At 74.2% G+C, this 15,088-nt stretch carries 12 protein-coding genes and 1 tRNA gene; 2 read left to right on the top strand and 11 right to left on the bottom strand.

The annotated features are described in order from the left end of the window. Positions 1-12: 12 nt before the first annotated feature. The 9 genes from ACOACO_RS15060 to ACOACO_RS15020 form a co-directional block, all read right to left on the bottom strand. Complete coding sequence (locus ACOACO_RS15060; protein WP_420297079.1) at positions 13-993, bottom strand: LLM class flavin-dependent oxidoreductase; 981 nt, start codon at positions 991-993, stop codon at positions 13-15. An 85-nt stretch (positions 994-1,078) separates the two neighbouring features. Continuing rightward, a complete protein-coding gene (locus ACOACO_RS15055; RefSeq protein ID WP_277498415.1) occupies positions 1,079-1,255 on the bottom strand; it encodes a DUF6104 family protein in 177 nt (58 codons plus the stop codon). A 92-nt stretch (positions 1,256-1,347) separates the two neighbouring features. Beyond that, the gene (locus ACOACO_RS15050) at positions 1,348-5,151 is read right to left on the bottom strand and encodes a multifunctional oxoglutarate decarboxylase/oxoglutarate dehydrogenase thiamine pyrophosphate-binding subunit/dihydrolipoyllysine-residue succinyltransferase subunit (protein ID WP_420297078.1); all 3,804 of its coding nucleotides are present in this window, start codon (positions 5,149-5,151) and stop codon (positions 1,348-1,350) included. A gap of 186 nt (positions 5,152-5,337) precedes the next feature. After that, a complete protein-coding gene (locus ACOACO_RS15045) occupies positions 5,338-6,930 on the bottom strand; it encodes a phospholipase D-like domain-containing protein (RefSeq protein ID WP_420297077.1) in 1,593 nt (530 codons plus the stop codon). A gap of 91 nt (positions 6,931-7,021) precedes the next feature. Beyond that, positions 7,022-7,606, bottom strand: a complete 585-nt coding sequence (locus ACOACO_RS15040) for an ATP-binding protein (RefSeq protein ID WP_420297076.1) — start codon at positions 7,604-7,606, stop codon at positions 7,022-7,024. A gap of 93 nt (positions 7,607-7,699) precedes the next feature. After that, a complete protein-coding gene (gene purT, locus ACOACO_RS15035) occupies positions 7,700-8,941 on the bottom strand; it encodes a formate-dependent phosphoribosylglycinamide formyltransferase (RefSeq protein ID WP_420297075.1) in 1,242 nt (413 codons plus the stop codon). A gap of 21 nt (positions 8,942-8,962) precedes the next feature. Then, positions 8,963-10,204, bottom strand: a complete 1,242-nt coding sequence (locus tag ACOACO_RS15030; protein WP_420297074.1) for a hypothetical protein — start codon at positions 10,202-10,204, stop codon at positions 8,963-8,965. After that, the gene (locus tag ACOACO_RS15025) at positions 10,201-11,727 is read right to left on the bottom strand and encodes a hypothetical protein (RefSeq protein WP_420297073.1); all 1,527 of its coding nucleotides are present in this window, start codon (positions 11,725-11,727) and stop codon (positions 10,201-10,203) included. The genes ACOACO_RS15030 and ACOACO_RS15025 overlap by 4 nt, the downstream gene beginning before the upstream one ends. After that, positions 11,724-12,014, bottom strand: coding sequence for a hypothetical protein (locus ACOACO_RS15020; protein WP_420297072.1), 291 nt, complete (start codon positions 12,012-12,014; stop codon positions 11,724-11,726). Before ACOACO_RS15020 ends, ACOACO_RS15025 begins: the two co-directional genes overlap by 4 nt. 170 nt (positions 12,015-12,184) lie before the next feature. On the opposite strand from ACOACO_RS15020, the gene ACOACO_RS15015 reads away from it, so the two are divergent. After that, positions 12,185-12,676 carry a septum formation family protein gene (locus tag ACOACO_RS15015; RefSeq protein WP_420297071.1) on the top strand — a complete coding sequence of 164 codons (492 nt, stop codon included), beginning with the start codon at positions 12,185-12,187 and terminating at the stop codon, positions 12,674-12,676. Positions 12,677-12,755: 79 nt separating this feature from the next. Here ACOACO_RS15015 and ACOACO_RS15010 read toward each other — a convergent pair whose 3' ends face one another. Both ACOACO_RS15010 and ACOACO_RS15005 read right to left on the bottom strand, forming a co-directional pair. After that, positions 12,756-13,076: a hypothetical protein gene (locus ACOACO_RS15010; RefSeq protein ID WP_420297070.1), complete on the bottom strand. Its 321-nt coding sequence runs from the start codon at positions 13,074-13,076 to the stop codon at positions 12,756-12,758. 107 nt (positions 13,077-13,183) lie between these two features. Beyond that, a tRNA-Arg gene (locus ACOACO_RS15005) sits at positions 13,184-13,256 on the bottom strand. Between the two features lie 149 nt (positions 13,257-13,405). Here ACOACO_RS15005 and argS point away from each other — a divergent pair. Next, the gene (argS, locus tag ACOACO_RS15000; RefSeq protein ID WP_420297069.1) at positions 13,406-15,088 is read left to right on the top strand and encodes an arginine--tRNA ligase; all 1,683 of its coding nucleotides are present in this window, start codon (positions 13,406-13,408) and stop codon (positions 15,086-15,088) included.

Below are 15,088 nucleotides of genomic sequence, written 5' to 3'. Positions count from 1 at the left end.
GCCCCCGCGGCGTCAGGCGGCGTACACCTCGGCCAGCAGCTCCAGCGAGCGCACCCGCGCCTCGGCCGTCGTCCCCTGGTGGGCGACCATCAGCTCGTCGGCGCCGGAGTACGCCGCGAAGTCGGCCACCTGCTGCCGCACGACGTCGGGCGTGCCGACCGCGCTGTGGCGCATCATCTCGTGGAGGTGGCGCGCCTGCGGGCTGCGCAGCAGGGCGTCCGCCTGCTCGTCGGTGAACGTGGTGCCGGGCCGCAGCAGGAGGGCGACGCGGCTGCGCATGAGGTCACGCACCTGCGCCTCGGCGGTGGCCTGGTCGTCGGCCGCGACGACGTTGAGACCGGCGATGACGTGCGGTCGCTCCAGCTGCTCGGAGGGCTGGAAGTCGCGCCGGTAGACCTCGACGGCGTCGAGCAGCGCCGCGGGGGCGAAGTGCGATGCGAAGGCGTACGGCAGGCCGAAGGCCGCGGCCAGGGACGCGCCGAACAGCGACGACCCGAGGATGTAGAGGGGCACCGCCGTGCCCGCACCGGGGTACGCCGACACGCCCGGCACGAGGCTCTCGCCCGCGAGGTAGCCCTGGAGCTCGCGCACGTCCTGCGGGAAGGTGTCGGCCGCTGTCGCGTCGCGCCGCAGCGCCCGCATCGTGGTCTGGTCGGTGCCCGGCGCGCGACCGAGCCCGAGGTCGATCCGCCCGGGGTGCAGGGTCGCCAGTGTGCCGAACTGCTCGGCGACGACCAGCGGGGCGTGGTTCGGCAGCATGATGCCGCCGGACCCGAGACGGATCGTCGAGGTGTGGGCGGCGACGTGGGCGATGAGCACGGCGGTGGCCGACGAGGCGATGCTCGCCATGTTGTGGTGCTCGGCGTACCAGACCCGCGTGTAGCCGTGCTTCTCCGCAGCCTGTGCGAGGTCGACGGTGGCGGCCAGCCCGTCCGCGATCGTCTCGGTCTTGCCGATGGTCGCGAGGTCGAGCACGGAGAGCGCGGGAGCCACGGGGCGGCACCTTTCGTCAGGGGGACGGTCGCTCTCCCCAACGCCCGGACGCCCGGATCCCATCCCGGGTCGCCGCCCCGGGTGCTCAGTCCTCCGGGTCGTCGAGGCGGGCGAGCCAGGTGGCGAGGCGCTCGACGGCCGTCTCGAACTCGGGGTGGGTGTCGACGAACGCCTGCAGCTGCTCGGCCAGCCAGGCGAGGCTGACCTCCTCGTCGCCGCGCCGGCGCTCCAGCTCCTCGATGCCGCGATCCGTGAAGTACATGCCCTGATTGTGCCGAACGCCCCCGGACGCCGTCGGGCCCGGTCGCTGGACGGCGACCGGGCCCGACGTGCTGCGCCGCGAGGGCGCGTGGCTCACGCGAAGGCGCGCGCCATGAGGTCCTTCTGCTCCTCGGTGTGCCGCTTCGCGGTGCCGACCGAGGGGGAGGAGGAGGCCGACCGGGTGACCGGCTCGACGACGAACTTCTCCAGGCCGGGCCAGACGTTGAGCTGGTAGTGCGGCCACGGGCCCATGTTCTCGGGCTCGTCCTGCACCCAGCGCACCGCCTTGAGGTTCGGGTACTTCGCGATCTCCTCGGCGATGGCCTTGTCGGGCGAGGGGTAGAGCTGCTCGACGCGGCCGATGGCGAACGCGTCGCCGTTCTCCCGCTTCGTGCGCTCGACCACGAGGTCCCAGGTGACCCGGCCCGAGCAGAGCAGCAGCGTCTCCACCTTGGCGGGGTCGGCCTGGTCGTCGCCGATGAAGGGGCGGTACTGGCCGGTGGTGAAGTCCTCCGGCCGCGACGCCGCCTCCTTGCGGCGCAGCATCGACTTCGGCGTGAACACCACCAGCGGGCGGTGGCGCTCGCCGAGCGAGTGCTGGCGCAGCAGGTGGAAGTACGACGCCGGCGTCGACGGCTGCGCGGCGACGAACGCGCCGTCGGCGGCCATCTGCAGGAACCGCTCGATGCGGGCCGAGCTGTGGTCCGGTCCCTGGCCCTCGTAGCCGTGCGGCAGCAGCAGCACGACGCCGGAGCGCTGGCGCCACTTGGTCTCGCTCGAGGAGATGAACTCGTCGATGACCGTCTGGGCGCCGTTGACGAAGTCGCCGAACTGCGCCTCCCAGAGCACGAGGGCCTCGGGCCGGGCCACGGAGTAGCCGTACTCGAAGCCGAGCGCGGCGTACTCGCTCAGCAGGGAGTCGTAGACGAAGAACTTCGCCTGGTCCTCGGTGAGGTTGGACAGCGGGGTCCACTCGGAGGCGTCGGTGCGGTCGATGATCGTCGCGAAGCGCTGCGCGAAGGTGCCGCGGCGCGAGTCCTGGCCGGCGAGGCGGACCGGGCGGCGGTCCATGAGCAGCGAGCCGAACGCGAGGATCTCGCCGGTGGCCCAGTCGATGGGGCCCTCGGTGATCGCGGCCGCGCGGCGCTGCAGCTGGGGCAGCACCTTCGGGTGGACGGTGAAGCCGTCGGGCGGCGTCGTGTACGCGTCCGCGACGCGCTTGAGCACCTCGAACGGCACGGACGTGTCGAAGTCGCCCGCGGGCTTCTCCGGGTAGTCCGGCACCGTCGTCCACTCGGACGGCTGCGTCGTGGCCTCGCGCACCTCGGTGAAGACGCGCTCGAGCTGCTCCTGGTAGTTGCGCAGGACCTGCTCGGCCTCCTCCACCGTGATGTCGCCCCGACCGATGAGGGACTCGGTGTAGAGCTTGCGCACCGACCGCTTCTGCTCGATGAGGTCGTACATCAGCGGCTGGGTGAAGCTCGGGTCGTCGCCCTCGTTGTGACCGCGGCGGCGGTAGCAGACGAGGTCGATCACGACGTCCTTGTTGAACGCCTGGCGGTACTCGAACGCCAGCTGCGCCACGCGGATGCACGCCTCGGGGTCGTCGCCGTTCACGTGGAAGATCGGCGCCTGGACCATGCGGGCGACGTCGGTCGCGTAGAGCGTCGAGCGCGACGAGCCCGGCGAGGTCGTGAAGCCGACCTGGTTGTTGACGATCACGTGGATCGTGCCGCCGGTGCGGTAGCCGCGCAGCTGCGAGAGGTTGAGCGTCTCCGCGACGACGCCCTGGCCGGCGAAGGCCGCGTCGCCGTGCACGAGCAGGGGGAGCACGGGGAACTCGCTGCCGCGGTCCAGCACGTCCTGCTTGGCGCGGGCGATGCCCTCGACGACGGGGTCGACGGCCTCGAGGTGCGACGGGTTCGCCGCGACGGAGACCTTGATCTTCTCGCCGCTGTCGGCGAGGAACTCGCCCTCGGCGCCGAGGTGGTACTTCACGTCGCCGGAGCCCTGGACCGTGCGCGGGTCGATGTTGCCCTCGAACTCGCGGAAGATCTGGCTGTACTTCTTGCCGACGATGTTGGCGAGCACGTTGAGGCGACCGCGGTGGGCCATGCCGATCGTGACCTCGTCGAGACCCGACTCGGCCGCGGCCTCGCAGATCTCGTCGATGACGGGAATCGTGGTCTCGCCGCCCTCGAGGCTGAAGCGCTTCTGGCCGACGAACTTCGTCTGCAGGAAGGTCTCGAACGCCTCGGCCTGGTTGAGCTTGAGCAGGATCCGCAGCTGCTCCTCGCGGGGCGTCTTCTTGTGCGGCTGCTCGACACGCTCCTGGATCCACCGGCGCTGCTCGGGGTCCTGGATGTGCATGTACTCGATGCCCATGGTGCGGCAGTAGCTGTCGCGCAGGATGCCGAGGATGTCGCGCAGCTTCATGAAGCGCCGGCCCTCGCCGCCGAACGAGCCGGTGGCGAACTCGCGGTCGAGGTCCCACAGCGTGAGGCCGTGGGTCTCCACCTCGAGGTCGGGGTGGCTGCGCTGGCGGTACTCCAGCGGGTCGGTGTCGGCCATGAGGTGGCCGCGCACCCGGTAGGCGTGGATCAGCTCGAGGATGCGCGCCTGCTTGCTGATCTCGTCGTCGTGGCTCGTCGCGATGTCCGCGGCCCAGCGGATGGGCTCGTAGGGGATGCGCAGCGAGCGGAAGATCTCGTCGTAGAAGTCGTCCGCGCCGAGCAGCAGCTGGTGCACGCGCTTGAGGAACTCGCCGGACTGCGCGCCCTGGATGACGCGGTGGTCGTACGTCGAGGTGAGCGTCATGACCTTGCTGATGGCGTTGCGCGCGATGGCGTCCGCCGACGCGCCCTGCCACTCCGCGGGGTACTCCATCGCGCCGACGCCGATGATGGCGCCCTGGCCCTTCATGAGGCGCGGCACCGAGTGGACGGTGCCGATGCCGCCGGGGTTCGTCAGGGATATCGACGTGCCCTGGAAGTCCTCGACCGTCAGCTTGGAGTCGCGCGCCTTGCGCACGATCTCCTCGTAGGCCGTCCAGAAGGCGGCGAAGTCCATCGTCTCGGCGGCCTTGATGGAGGGCACGAGCAGCTGGCGCTGGTCGCCCTTCTGGATGTCGATCGCGAGGCCCAGGTTGATGTGGGCCGGCGTCACCAGGTTCGGCTTGCCGTCCACGACCTCGAAGCCGACGTTCATCTCCGGCATCGACCTCAGCGCGCGCACGAGCGCGTAGCCGATGAGGTGGGTGAAGGACACCTTGCCGCCGCGGGCGCGGGCGAGGTGGTTGTTGATGACGGTGCGGTTGTCCCACAGCAGCTTCACCGGCACGGAGCGCACCGAGGTGGCGGTCGGCACCTCGAGGGAGGCGTCCATGTTCGCCACGGTGCGGGCCGGTGCGCCGCGCAGGACGGTGTAGGTCGGCTTGTCCGACGCGGTCGCCTTGGGCGTGGACGGGGCCTCCTTCGCGACGGGCTTGGTGCCGCTGCGGCCCGGCTCCGAGGCGGCGGCGGCCGGACGCGGCTTGGCCTGCGGGGTGGGGGCGGCCTTGGGGGCGTCGACGGCCTTCGCGGGCGTGGCCGCGGTCTTCTCCGGGGCCTTGCCCGGGGCGGTGGTGGGGGCCTTGGCGGGGGCCGACGAGGCCCGCGGGGGCGCGACGGCCGGGCCGCCGGACGCCTTCGGGGCGCTGGAGCCGTTCGACGAGCCGGAGCCGTTCGACGCCGGGCGGGCCGTGGGGGCGCCCGTCGCTCCCTGGGTGAAGTAGGCCTTCCACTCCGCGCTGACGCTGTCGGGGTCGCGCTCGAACTGCTCGCGCATGTCGTCGACGAGCCACTCGTTGGCTCCGAAGTCGACAGGTTCGGTGGACGGGCTGCCAGGGGACTGCGGCACGGCTTGATTCGCCTCTTCCGGGGAGTGCGCTCATCGGGTGGGTTCGGCCCTCAAGGCTAGTCCCACGCGGCAACAAATGCAGGGGTGGGGTCGCATGTCGACCGGGCTACCGACGGGTACCCCGACGGCCCCCCGGATTGGATCGTTCATGGTGGGCGGGATCACCCTCCCGCGCCGGTCCTCGGGTCAGTAGTGGCGCGAGCCGCGGATCCCGCCGGGACGGCCGTCGGGGTCGTGGACCTGGGCGAGCAGGGCCCGTGCGAGCGGCTGCACGCGAGGGGGTGCGCTCGGGAGGGGGAGGGGCCGCAGGCGCCCGGGGGGCCGCTCACCCTCCTGTCCCGCGGCGTGCCACTCCTCGAGGCGCCGGGCGTGCTCGGCGTACCGCTCGAACATGTCCGCCGGGTCCAGGCAGTCGGCCATCACGTCGACCAGGTCGGTGCCGTCCCGGGCGGGGTCGAGGAGATCCAGGCGGTCGAGGTGCTCCGCGGCGAGCCGCAGGCGCAGGTCGCGCGCGTAGTCGTCGTCGAGCACGACCGCGGTCAGCTCGGAGTCGTGGGTCCAGGAGCGCCGGTTGAAGTTGTCGGAGCCGGTGCTGGCCCAGGTGTCGTCGACGACGCAGACCTTGGCGTGCACGTAGATCGGGGTGCCCGCGTGGTTCTCGATCCCGTACGCCGCGACCCGCCCGGGCGCGACCCGCTCGAGCCGGCGCAGCGCGCGGCGGCGCCCCAGCAGCTGGGCCGTGCGGTTGAACCCGGTGACGTCGGTGGCCAGCGGGATGACCACGAGGAGCCGCAGCTCGGGCTGGTCGGCCAGCCGCTGCTCGAACACGCCCGCCACGTCGTGGCCCCAGAAGTACTGGTCCTCGATGTAGACGATGCGCTCGGCGCGACCGACCGCCTTCGAGTAGCCCCGGGCGACGCTGCGCTCACCGCCGCGGGCGAAGGGGTAGTCGCGGTCGAGGCGCAGGTCGGGGTAGGTGCGCAGCAGCTGCACGACGTGGTCGCCGGCCGGGGGCGGGGGCGGCAGCTGCGGCGGCAGGGGGTCGGGGGTGGTGTCGAGGCGGCGCAGCCGGTCGGCCACCCGTCGCCACGGCGCGGACGAGAGCGGCGTCGGGTCGTCCCAGCGCTCGCGGAACACGGTCTCGACGTCGTGGACGACGGGGCCGCGCAGCTCGACCTGGGCGTCGTGCCAGGGCGGGGTGTCGCCGTACTCCGGGCTCAGCCGGCGGCCCTGCGGGTCGCCGTGGTGCCGGGAGTCGTCGCGGCGGTTGTGGGCGAGGTCGATGCCGCCGACGAAGGCCACGTCGCGCGCCGGGTCGTCGCGGTGGCGCACGACGACGAACTTCTGGTGGTGCGAGCCGCCGGCGCGCACCCGCATGTCGAGCAGCACCTCGGCCCCGCGCGCCTGCAGCTGCTCGCCCAGGTGGCGGTTGGAGGTGGCGAAGAAGCCGGCCTGGTCGAGGTGCGAGCGCCACACGAGGCCGCGCACGTCGACGCCGCGCTCGTCGGCCTGCGCCAGCACCTCCAGCACCTCCGAGCCCGGCTCCCCGGTGAGCAGCTCGTCGGCGTCGCCCTGCCAGTCGGTCAGGAGCACGAGGTCGCCGGCCCGGGTCGCGCTCAGCACCTCGTGCAGGCGGGCGAAGTACGACGCGCCGTCGACCAGGGGCCGCGCCAGGTTGCCCTCCGACCAGGCGACGTCGCCCTCGTGGCGGTCGTCGAGACGGGTGTCGGTGTTGGCGCGCTCCGTCTTGCCCAGGAGCCAGGCGGCCGGGTCGCTCATGGGGCCAGCATGCACCCCGGCACGGCGGCCGGATCACGAGCCGGGCCGTGGCCCGTCCGAGGGCGTTGCCGGCAGCCGGGGCCGGTGGTCCTCAGCGGCCGTCGAACGACACGACGGCGCTGACCGTCGTGCCCTCCTCGGAGGTGCCGACGTTCCACGAGCTGCTGAGCGCGGCGACGAGGTGGAGGCCGCGCCCGCGCTCCTCCAGCATGTCGACGGGGGTCAGCATGCGTCGACGCCACGCCTCCTCGGTCTCCCAGGCGGTCTCGGCCGGGTCGGTCGGTCCCGCCGGGCCGGTGGCCCCGCTGCGGTCGGCGGCGCAGGCGCCCTGGGGCGTCCCGCAGTCCGTCACCTGCATCCGCACGGCGCGGGGCTCGAGCGCCCAGGCGACCTTCACGGTGTGGTCGGCGCAGGGCTCGCCGTGCTCGATGCCGTTCTGCAGCAACTCGTAGAGCACGAGCGCGGCGTTCTCGACGGCCGTGCGGGGCACGTCGTGCTCGGTGAGGTGGGCCATCAGCGCGCGGCGCGCGCGGGCCGGCGAGGTCGGGTCGAACGGGAGGGAGGAGTCGAAGGCGGCCTCGCCCTCGGTGGCCACGGTCGCGCGGACCACGTCGCCCTCGGCGGTGCCGGCTGCGGAGCCGTCGGCGGGGGTCGGTGCGGTGCGGTGGTCCGTCACGGCGCCTCCTCCTCGTCGGCTCGGCCGGTCCTCGTCCAGTCTGGCATGACCCGGGTGAGGCTCACCGGGGCTCGCTCGAGCGGGACGGGGTGCTCACGCGCCCGTCCGGGACGGGTCGGCGTCGGTGGGGTCCGCCAGCCGGATCCGGGCGGCGGCGCGCCGTGCGGTCGCCCGGGCCGCGTCGACGTCGTCGCCGAGGGCGAGGGCCACCGCCATGCGCCGTCGACCGGAGACCGACGGCTTGCCGAAGACGCGGACGCTGGTGTCCGGCTCGCGCAGGGCGGCGTCCACCCCGGCGTACGACGGTGCGTCGACCTCGCCCTCGAGCAGCACCGCGCACGACGCGGCGGGGCCGCGGTCGCGGATGTTCGGGATCGGCAGGCCGAGCACGGCGCGTGCGTGCAGCGCGAACTCCGAGAGGTCCTGCGACACCAGCGTGACCAGCCCGGTGTCGTGGGGGCGGGGCGAGAGCTCGGAGAACACGACGTCGTCGCCGCGCACGAACAGCTCCACCCCGAAGAGGCCGCGGCCGGTGGCGCCGCACAGGTCGCGCACGACCGCGGCGGCCACCTCCTGGGCCCGCGCGAGCACGGTGGGGGAGAGGGCCTGCGGCTGCCACGACTCGCGGTAGTCGCCGTCGACCTGGGTGTGCCCGACCGGGGCGCAGAAGGAGATGACGTCCTCGCCGCCGTCCGTCGCGGCGTGCTTGACCGTGAGCAGCGTGATCTCGACGTCGAAGTCGACGAAGCCCTCGACGATGACGCGTCCGGCGCCGGCGCGGCCGCCCTCCTGGGCGTGGCGCCACGACCGCTCGGCGTCCACCGGCTCCCGCACGACCGACTGGCCCTTGCCCGACGACGACATCACCGGCTTCACCACGCAGGGCAGCCCCACCTCCGCGACGGCGGCGACGAGCTCGTCGAGGGTGTCGGCGAACCGGTAGGGCGAGGTGGGCAGGCCGAGCGTCTCGGCGGCGAGCCGGCGGATGCCCTCGCGGTCCATCGTGAGCCGCGTGGCCCGGGCGGTCGGGACGACGGTCGTGCCCTCGGCCTCCAGCTCCAGCAGCGTGGGCGTGTGGATGGCCTCGATCTCCGGGACCACCCAGTGCGGGCGCTCCAGCTCCACCACCCGTCGTACGGCGGCGGGGTCGAGCATGTCGACGACGTGGCTGCGGTGCGCGACCTGCATGGCGGGGGCGTCGGCGTACCGGTCGACGGCGATCGTCTCCACGCCGAGGCGCTGCAGCTCGATGACGACCTCCTTGCCCAGCTCGCCGGCGCCGAGGAGGAGGACGCGGGTGGCACCGTCCGACAGCGGGGTTCCGAGGATCGTCACGGGCGACAGCCTAGGACGCGCTCACTCGCCGGTCGGCCACGCCGACGCGGGCAGCACGGCGGGGGTGCCGGCGGTGACGGGGGCGGCGGTGACGGGCGCGGCCGCGTCCCGGCCGCACCCGGCGACGGCGGCGGGCGGCACCGGGGGCAGGGCGGCGAGGCCGTCGACGTACGTCGTGCCCGCCCGCCACCCCGCGGGCGGCAGCACCAGCCTCGCCTCGACGGCGGTGTCGTCGCCCGCGGCCGTCAGGGCGAGGACGGCCGTGCCGGCCTCCCCGGTACGGCGCAGGGTCGCCGCCGCGGGCCGGGCCGGGTCGCCGGGGTGGCACGACACCCACGTCACCGCCCAGGCGTCGGCGGTGCCGGTGGCGAGCACCGCGGCGACGGTCGCGGCGAGCCGGGCGGCGGGCGTCGCGCCCTCGGCCGGGACGCGCTCGCGCAGCAGGGGCGCGTCGCGGCGCCAGTCGTCGTCGCCGGCCGGGGGGACCGGTACGTCGTGCGGCAGCGCCGCCACCCACGGGTCCGCGCCGACCTCGGCGACCCGGGCCTCGACGTCGGCGTCGTCGGCGTCGTCGGCGTCGTCGGCGGGCCAGCGCGGCACGGCGCGCTCGTCGTCACCGGTGGCACCGTCGCCGGGGAACGGATCACCCTCGTCGAGCTCGTCGAGCTCGTCGGGGAGGCCGGCCGCGTCGCCTGCGTCGCCGGCGCCCGCCGCGCCGGACAGGCAGGTGGTCGCCGGGTCGCGGACCGGGCCGGGGTCGGGCCAGGAGCCGTCGCGGTGGTGGGGCACGTACGCCGTGACGTCGACGCCGTCGGTCCCCGCCACGACGAGGGCGGTGCGCAGGGTGTCGAGGTCCTCGACGTCGCCCCGCACGAGGTACGCCGCGGGCTCGGCGCAGTCGACCGCGTGGAGGCGCCACCCGGACGCGACGGCGGCCTCGACCTCGAGCCCCACCGTCCAGCGGTCGGGGTCCGCGCCGGCGGGGGCGTCGCCGTACCCCGTCGTGCGGTGACCGACCGTCCGCGTGACGGCGTCGGGGCCGGACGTGGGCCCGGCGGTGAGCGCCTCGGTCGGCGCGACCCACGGGTCCTGCCAGACGGCCGTCGCCCGCCGCAGGTCGGTCGCGTCGGGGTAGGTCGCGCCGCTGCCCCAGCCGCCGCCGCCCGACCCGCCGGCGGTCGTGCAGGCGGACAGGGCGGTGCCCGCGACGGCGAGCGCGAGCGCCGGGGCGAGGAGCGGGCGGCGTGCGGGGGAGGTGCTCATCCCTGCGGGACCACGCCGACCCACGCCTGGTCCCAGCCGGAGATGCCGAGCTCGCCGTTCTCGAAGTCCGCCCGGCTGACCGTCGACTCCCTGCCGGTCGCGGGGTCGTAGATGGCGAGGTCGTCGCCGTCGGTGCCCGTCACGAGCACCACGTGGCGCGGCGACCACTGGTTGCCGACGAAGAGCGGGACGGCGTGGCCGTCCTCGACGCCCTGCTGGATGGCGTCGTACGACTCGCCGGGGGAGAGCGGGTCCACGACGGCGCTGCCGTACTCGGTGCCGGGCACGCCGGAGCCGCCGTCGGCGCTCATCTCGTTCGCCGCGCCCCACGGTGCGGTGCCCAGGAAGTCGGGCCACTGCTGCTGCGGGTCGCCGTCACGGTCGGTGGCCGCGTTGGTGCGCTCGTGCATCGCGAGGGACTCGTCGCGGAAGCGTTCGTCGAAGGAGCGGTCGTCGGTCTCCCCGGTGACTGGGTCGAACCCGGTCTGCATCCACATCGCGTACGCCGGGTCGTTGAGCATCTTCGCCATCACCAACGAGGACGAGCCGCAGGTGGTCGGGTCGGGCTGGGTGAGGGAGGTGCTCGGGTGGCCCAGCGGGTCGAGGCCCTCGATCTCGGCGCGGTCCATGCCGGCGAGGTGCGCCAGGTAGTTCGTCAGCGTCCCGCCGGTCATCCCGGCCGCGACCGCCTGCAGGACGTGGGCCCGCTCGAGGTCGCTGTCGGCCGCGGCCAGAGCGGCGTCCACCTCGGCCTGCTGCGCGGGGGTGAGCGCGGCGTACGCGTCGGCGTAGCGGTCCAGGGTGGGGCCCGCGAGCGGTCCCCGGTCGTCGTCCCAGGCGTTGACGACGTCGATGGCGCTGAGCCCGTCGACCTGCGGCAGGCGGCTGGGCAGCGTGATCTCGTCCACCGCCGCGCGGACGGCCTGGGCGGCGGCGGTCAGGGCGTCGCCCGCGTCGGAGTAGGCGCCGATGAGCTCCTCGACGCCCGCGACCACCTCGGCGACGATCCCGCGCAGGAGGTCGGCCAGGCCCCACGGCGTCATGTCCGACCAGGTGATCTCGAGGTGCGGGCTCACCATGGCCTGCCCCTCGGCGTGCCGGGCGCGGGCCGCGGTCATGGCCTCCCCGAGGGTCGCCAGGGTCGTGTCGACGGCGCCCGCGGCGGTGGCGACGGTCCCGATGCGGGTGCCGGCCTCGGCCACCGACGACCGGAAGGCGTCGCCGGATCCGCCCTGCCAGATCGCGGGAGTGACGGCGGCCGCGGCGGAGTCGAGGTCGTCCACCGCCGACCCCACGCGGGTGTCGATCTGCCGCCACGCCGCGCGGGCGTCCTCGACGGCCTCCGGCGCCGGCTCCGGCGGGTCGGCGACGAGGCCGACGACCTCCGAGACGATGCCGACGACCTTTCCGGGCACGTCCCACGGCGGGAAGAAGTCGATGCCCTGCAGCTGGGCCAGCAGCGACCGCAGGGCGACGACGACCGCCTCGCCCGCCTGCTCGAGCCGGTCGACGGTCACGCTCACTGGTCGTCCCCGAGCTCGTTGAACGCCCCGGCCGAGGCCCCGTCGCTGGCGACGAAGTCGGCGATGCAGGCCTCGACGTTCGCCCCGAGCTCGGCGACGACCGCCGAGCCCGTGGCCAGCGCCCCGTCGACCTCGCCCGCGGCGTACGCCAGCGTGGCCTGGAACGGGCCGGTGGCGGGACCGCCCGCGGCGCCGGTGGACCCGCGGGCGGCGTCGAGCTCCGCGCCCGCCGCCGCGCCGTGCTGCCAGCCGGCCCGGACGCTGCCGGGCTCGAGGTGGACCGTCATGAGGAGACTCCGATCGCCGAGAACCGGACCATGGGGTGCCCGGTGACGGGACGGGGTCAAACCTGTGCGGGTGGACGGGTCCGAGGAAAGCGCCACGGCGCACGGCTCCCGGCTGCTAGGTTCGCGCGGTTTGCCCGCCGAAGGGGCGGGGATCGAGGAGAGGCACCACCATGAGGAACACCGTCGCGGGCCGCGTGCTCGCCGTCGGGATCGCACTGGCCGGCATCGGCGCGCTCAGCGCCTGCGGGTCCGAGGACGACGCCACGCGCGACGAGGGCACGCAGGAGGTCACCGAGGCCGGGAACGCGGACGCGTTCTCGCTGCAGGTGGGCGACTGCTTCGACGAGACCGAGGACGAGGAGTTCAGCGAGGTCCCGGCCGTGCCGTGCGCGGAGTCGCACGACAACGAGATCTACGAGCAGTTCGACCTCGAGGACGGCGACTGGCCCGGTGTCGAGGCGGTGCAGACCGCTGCCGACGACCGGTGCGGCGCGGCGTTCGAGCCGTTCGTGGGCTTCCCATACGAGGACTCGGAGATCGACTTCTTCTCGATGACGCCGACCGAGGGCAGCTGGGACGAGGCGGATGACCGCACCGTCCAGTGCGTGGCCTTCGACCTTGGTGGCCCCGTCGAGGGCACCCTGGAGGGTGCTGCGCGCTGAGCGCCGCCACCTCCCCGCACGACGAGCGCCGGTCCCCGCAGCACGGGGGGCCGGCGCTCCGTGCGTCGAGAGGAGGGGCTCAGTCGAGCGCGTCGAGCTCCGCCAGCGCCGCGCGGGCCCGGGCGACGCGGTCGGCCTCCGGCTCCTCCCACCACCTCGGGCCGCGCTCGCCGAGGCCGTGCTTGGCGAGCCCGGTCCGGTGGCGGGCGGCGGCCACCGCCGCGTCGTCCCCGGCCTTCTTCGCCACCCGCGTGCCGGAGCGGCCCCGCCCGAGGTGGGACCTCAGGGCCTCGACCACGTCGTCGGGCAGGCACGGGTCGGTACGACGCCAGCGGCGCCCGTCGACCACGAGCCAACGCTCGTCCTCGGTGTAGCGCCCCGGATCGGCCCGGTCGTCCACGCCCGTCCTCCTCGTGCCGGCGGCCGCGGCGAGCCGGTACGGGCGCGCCGCGCGGGAAGCGGAACGGGCCCGACCTCGTGGAGGTCGGGCCCGTCTCGTCGTTCTCGCACCCCCGGCAGGATTCGAACCTGCGACTCCTGGTACCGGAAACCAGTGCTCTATCCCCTGAGCTACGGAGGCCCGCCCGCCGACTCGCGCCGGCAACAGGGCTGGGGGAGACCTTACAACCCCTCGGGGTCGGCCGCGAACCAGGTGGTGCGGGCCACGCCGCCGCGTCCGCCGTACGTAGCGGCGCGCGCGGCGGGGCCGGCCGCCGATACCCTGGGACGGTGACCCCCGAGCAGCTCTCGACCTCCGTCCGCGACGCCCTGACCGGGCTCGTCGCCGACGGCGTCGTCCCCCTCGACCCCGCCGACGTCCCGACGAGCGTGACGGTGGAGCGACCCCGGCAGAAGGGCCACGGGGACTACGCGACGAACGTCGCGCTGCAGCTGGCGAAGAAGGCGGGCACGAACCCGCGCGCCCTGGCGACGCTGCTGGCCGAGCGACTCGAGCAGGACCCGGGCGTCGCGGCGGTCGAGATCGCCGGCCCGGGCTTCCTCAACATCACCGTCGAGGCCGGGGCGCAGGCGGAGGTCGCGGCCCGCATCGTGGCCGAGGGCACGTCGTACGGGCACACCGAGACGCTGGCCGGCACGCGCTTCAACGTCGAGTTCATCTCGGCCAACCCCACGGGCCCGCTCCACCTGGGCCACACGCGGTGGGCGGTGCTCGGCGACGCGATCGCCCGCGTGCTGGAGGCCGCCGGCGCCGAGGTCGTGCGCGAGTTCTACATCAACGACCGCGGCAACCAGATGAACGTCTTCGGTGCCTCGGTCGAGGCGGCGGCGCTGGGCCAGGAGCCGCCGGAGGACGGGTACCGCGGTGCCTACATCAAGGACCTCGCCGCCCAGGTGCTCGCCGAGCACCCCGGCATCGTCGACCTGCCGCCGGCCGAGCGCCTGCCCGCCTTCCGCGAGGCGGCCTACGTGCTGCAGCTCGCCGAGCAGCAGGCGTCGCTGGAGTCCTTCAACACGCGCTTCGACGTCTGGTTCTCTGAGCGCTCCCTCTACGAGGACGCGGGCGGGCAGGACGCGGTGGCGAGCGGCCTGGTGAAGCTGAAGGACAAGGGGCACCTCTACGACGCCGACGGTGCGCTGTGGATGCGCACCACCGACTTCGGCGACGACAAGGACCGCGTGCTCGTGCGCAGCAACGGCGAGCTGACCTATTTCGCCTCGGACACGGCGTACTACGTCAACAAGCGCGAGCGCGGCTTCGACGTCTGCATCTACCTGCTGGGTGCGGACCACCACGGCTACGTGAAGCGCCTGCAGGCCATGTCGGCCTGCGCCGGCGACGACCCCGGGCGCAACCTCGAGGTGCTCATCGGCCAGCTGGTGAAGATCCTGCGCGGCGGCGAGGAGGTGCGCCTGTCCAAGCGGGCCGGCGACATCGTCACGCTCGACGAGCTGGCCGAGGAGATCGGGGTCGACGCCCTGCGCTACTCCCTGGCGCGCTACCCGGCCGACTCCCCGCTGACCCTCGACATCGAGGAGATCACGCGGGCGACGAGCGACAACCCCGTCTTCTACGTGCAGTACGCGCACGCCCGGGTGTCCTCGATCCTGCGCAACGCCGCGGACCTCGGGCTCGGCCCGGCCACCGGCGACGAGTTCGACGCGGGACTGCTGGTGCACGAGAAGGAGGGCGAGCTCCTGCGCGCCCTCGCCGCGTTCCCGGGCGTCGTCGCGACGGCGGCCGAGCTGCGCGAGCCGCACCGCGTGGCCCGCTACCTCGAGGACACCGCCTCGACGTACCACAAGTTCAACGACGCCTGCCGCGTCCTGCCGCAGGGCGACGAGGAGGCCGGCGCCCTGCACCGCGCGCGGCTGACACTGGTCGCGGCGACCCGCCAGGTGCTCGCCAACGGCCTCGACCTGCTGGGCGTCTCCGCCCCCGAGAGGATGTGA

The sequence above is a fragment of the Nocardioides sp. CPCC 205120 genome (genome assembly GCF_048654585.1).
In the GTDB taxonomy this organism is placed as follows: domain Bacteria; phylum Actinomycetota; class Actinomycetes; order Propionibacteriales; family Nocardioidaceae; genus Nocardioides.
The sequence above is the reverse complement of the archived record's forward strand: the minus strand, read 5'-3'. Positions and strand labels throughout refer to the sequence as shown.

What these genes read in the sequence shown, in the direction of transcription:
- ACOACO_RS15055 (WP_277498415.1), bottom strand. Translation starts at nt 1,255, where the DNA reads ATGTACTTCACGGATCGCGGCATCGAGGAGCTGGAGCGCCGGCGCGGC.
- ACOACO_RS15045 (WP_420297077.1), bottom strand. Translation starts at nt 6,930, where the DNA reads ATGAGCGACCCGGCCGCCTGGCTCCTGGGCAAGACGGAGCGCGCCAAC.
- ACOACO_RS15030 (WP_420297074.1), bottom strand. Translation starts at nt 10,204, where the DNA reads ATGAGCACCTCCCCCGCACGCCGCCCGCTCCTCGCCCCGGCGCTCGCG.
- ACOACO_RS15020 (WP_420297072.1), bottom strand. Translation starts at nt 12,014, where the DNA reads ATGACGGTCCACCTCGAGCCCGGCAGCGTCCGGGCCGGCTGGCAGCAC.
- ACOACO_RS15015 (WP_420297071.1), top strand. Translation starts at nt 12,185, where the DNA reads ATGAGGAACACCGTCGCGGGCCGCGTGCTCGCCGTCGGGATCGCACTG.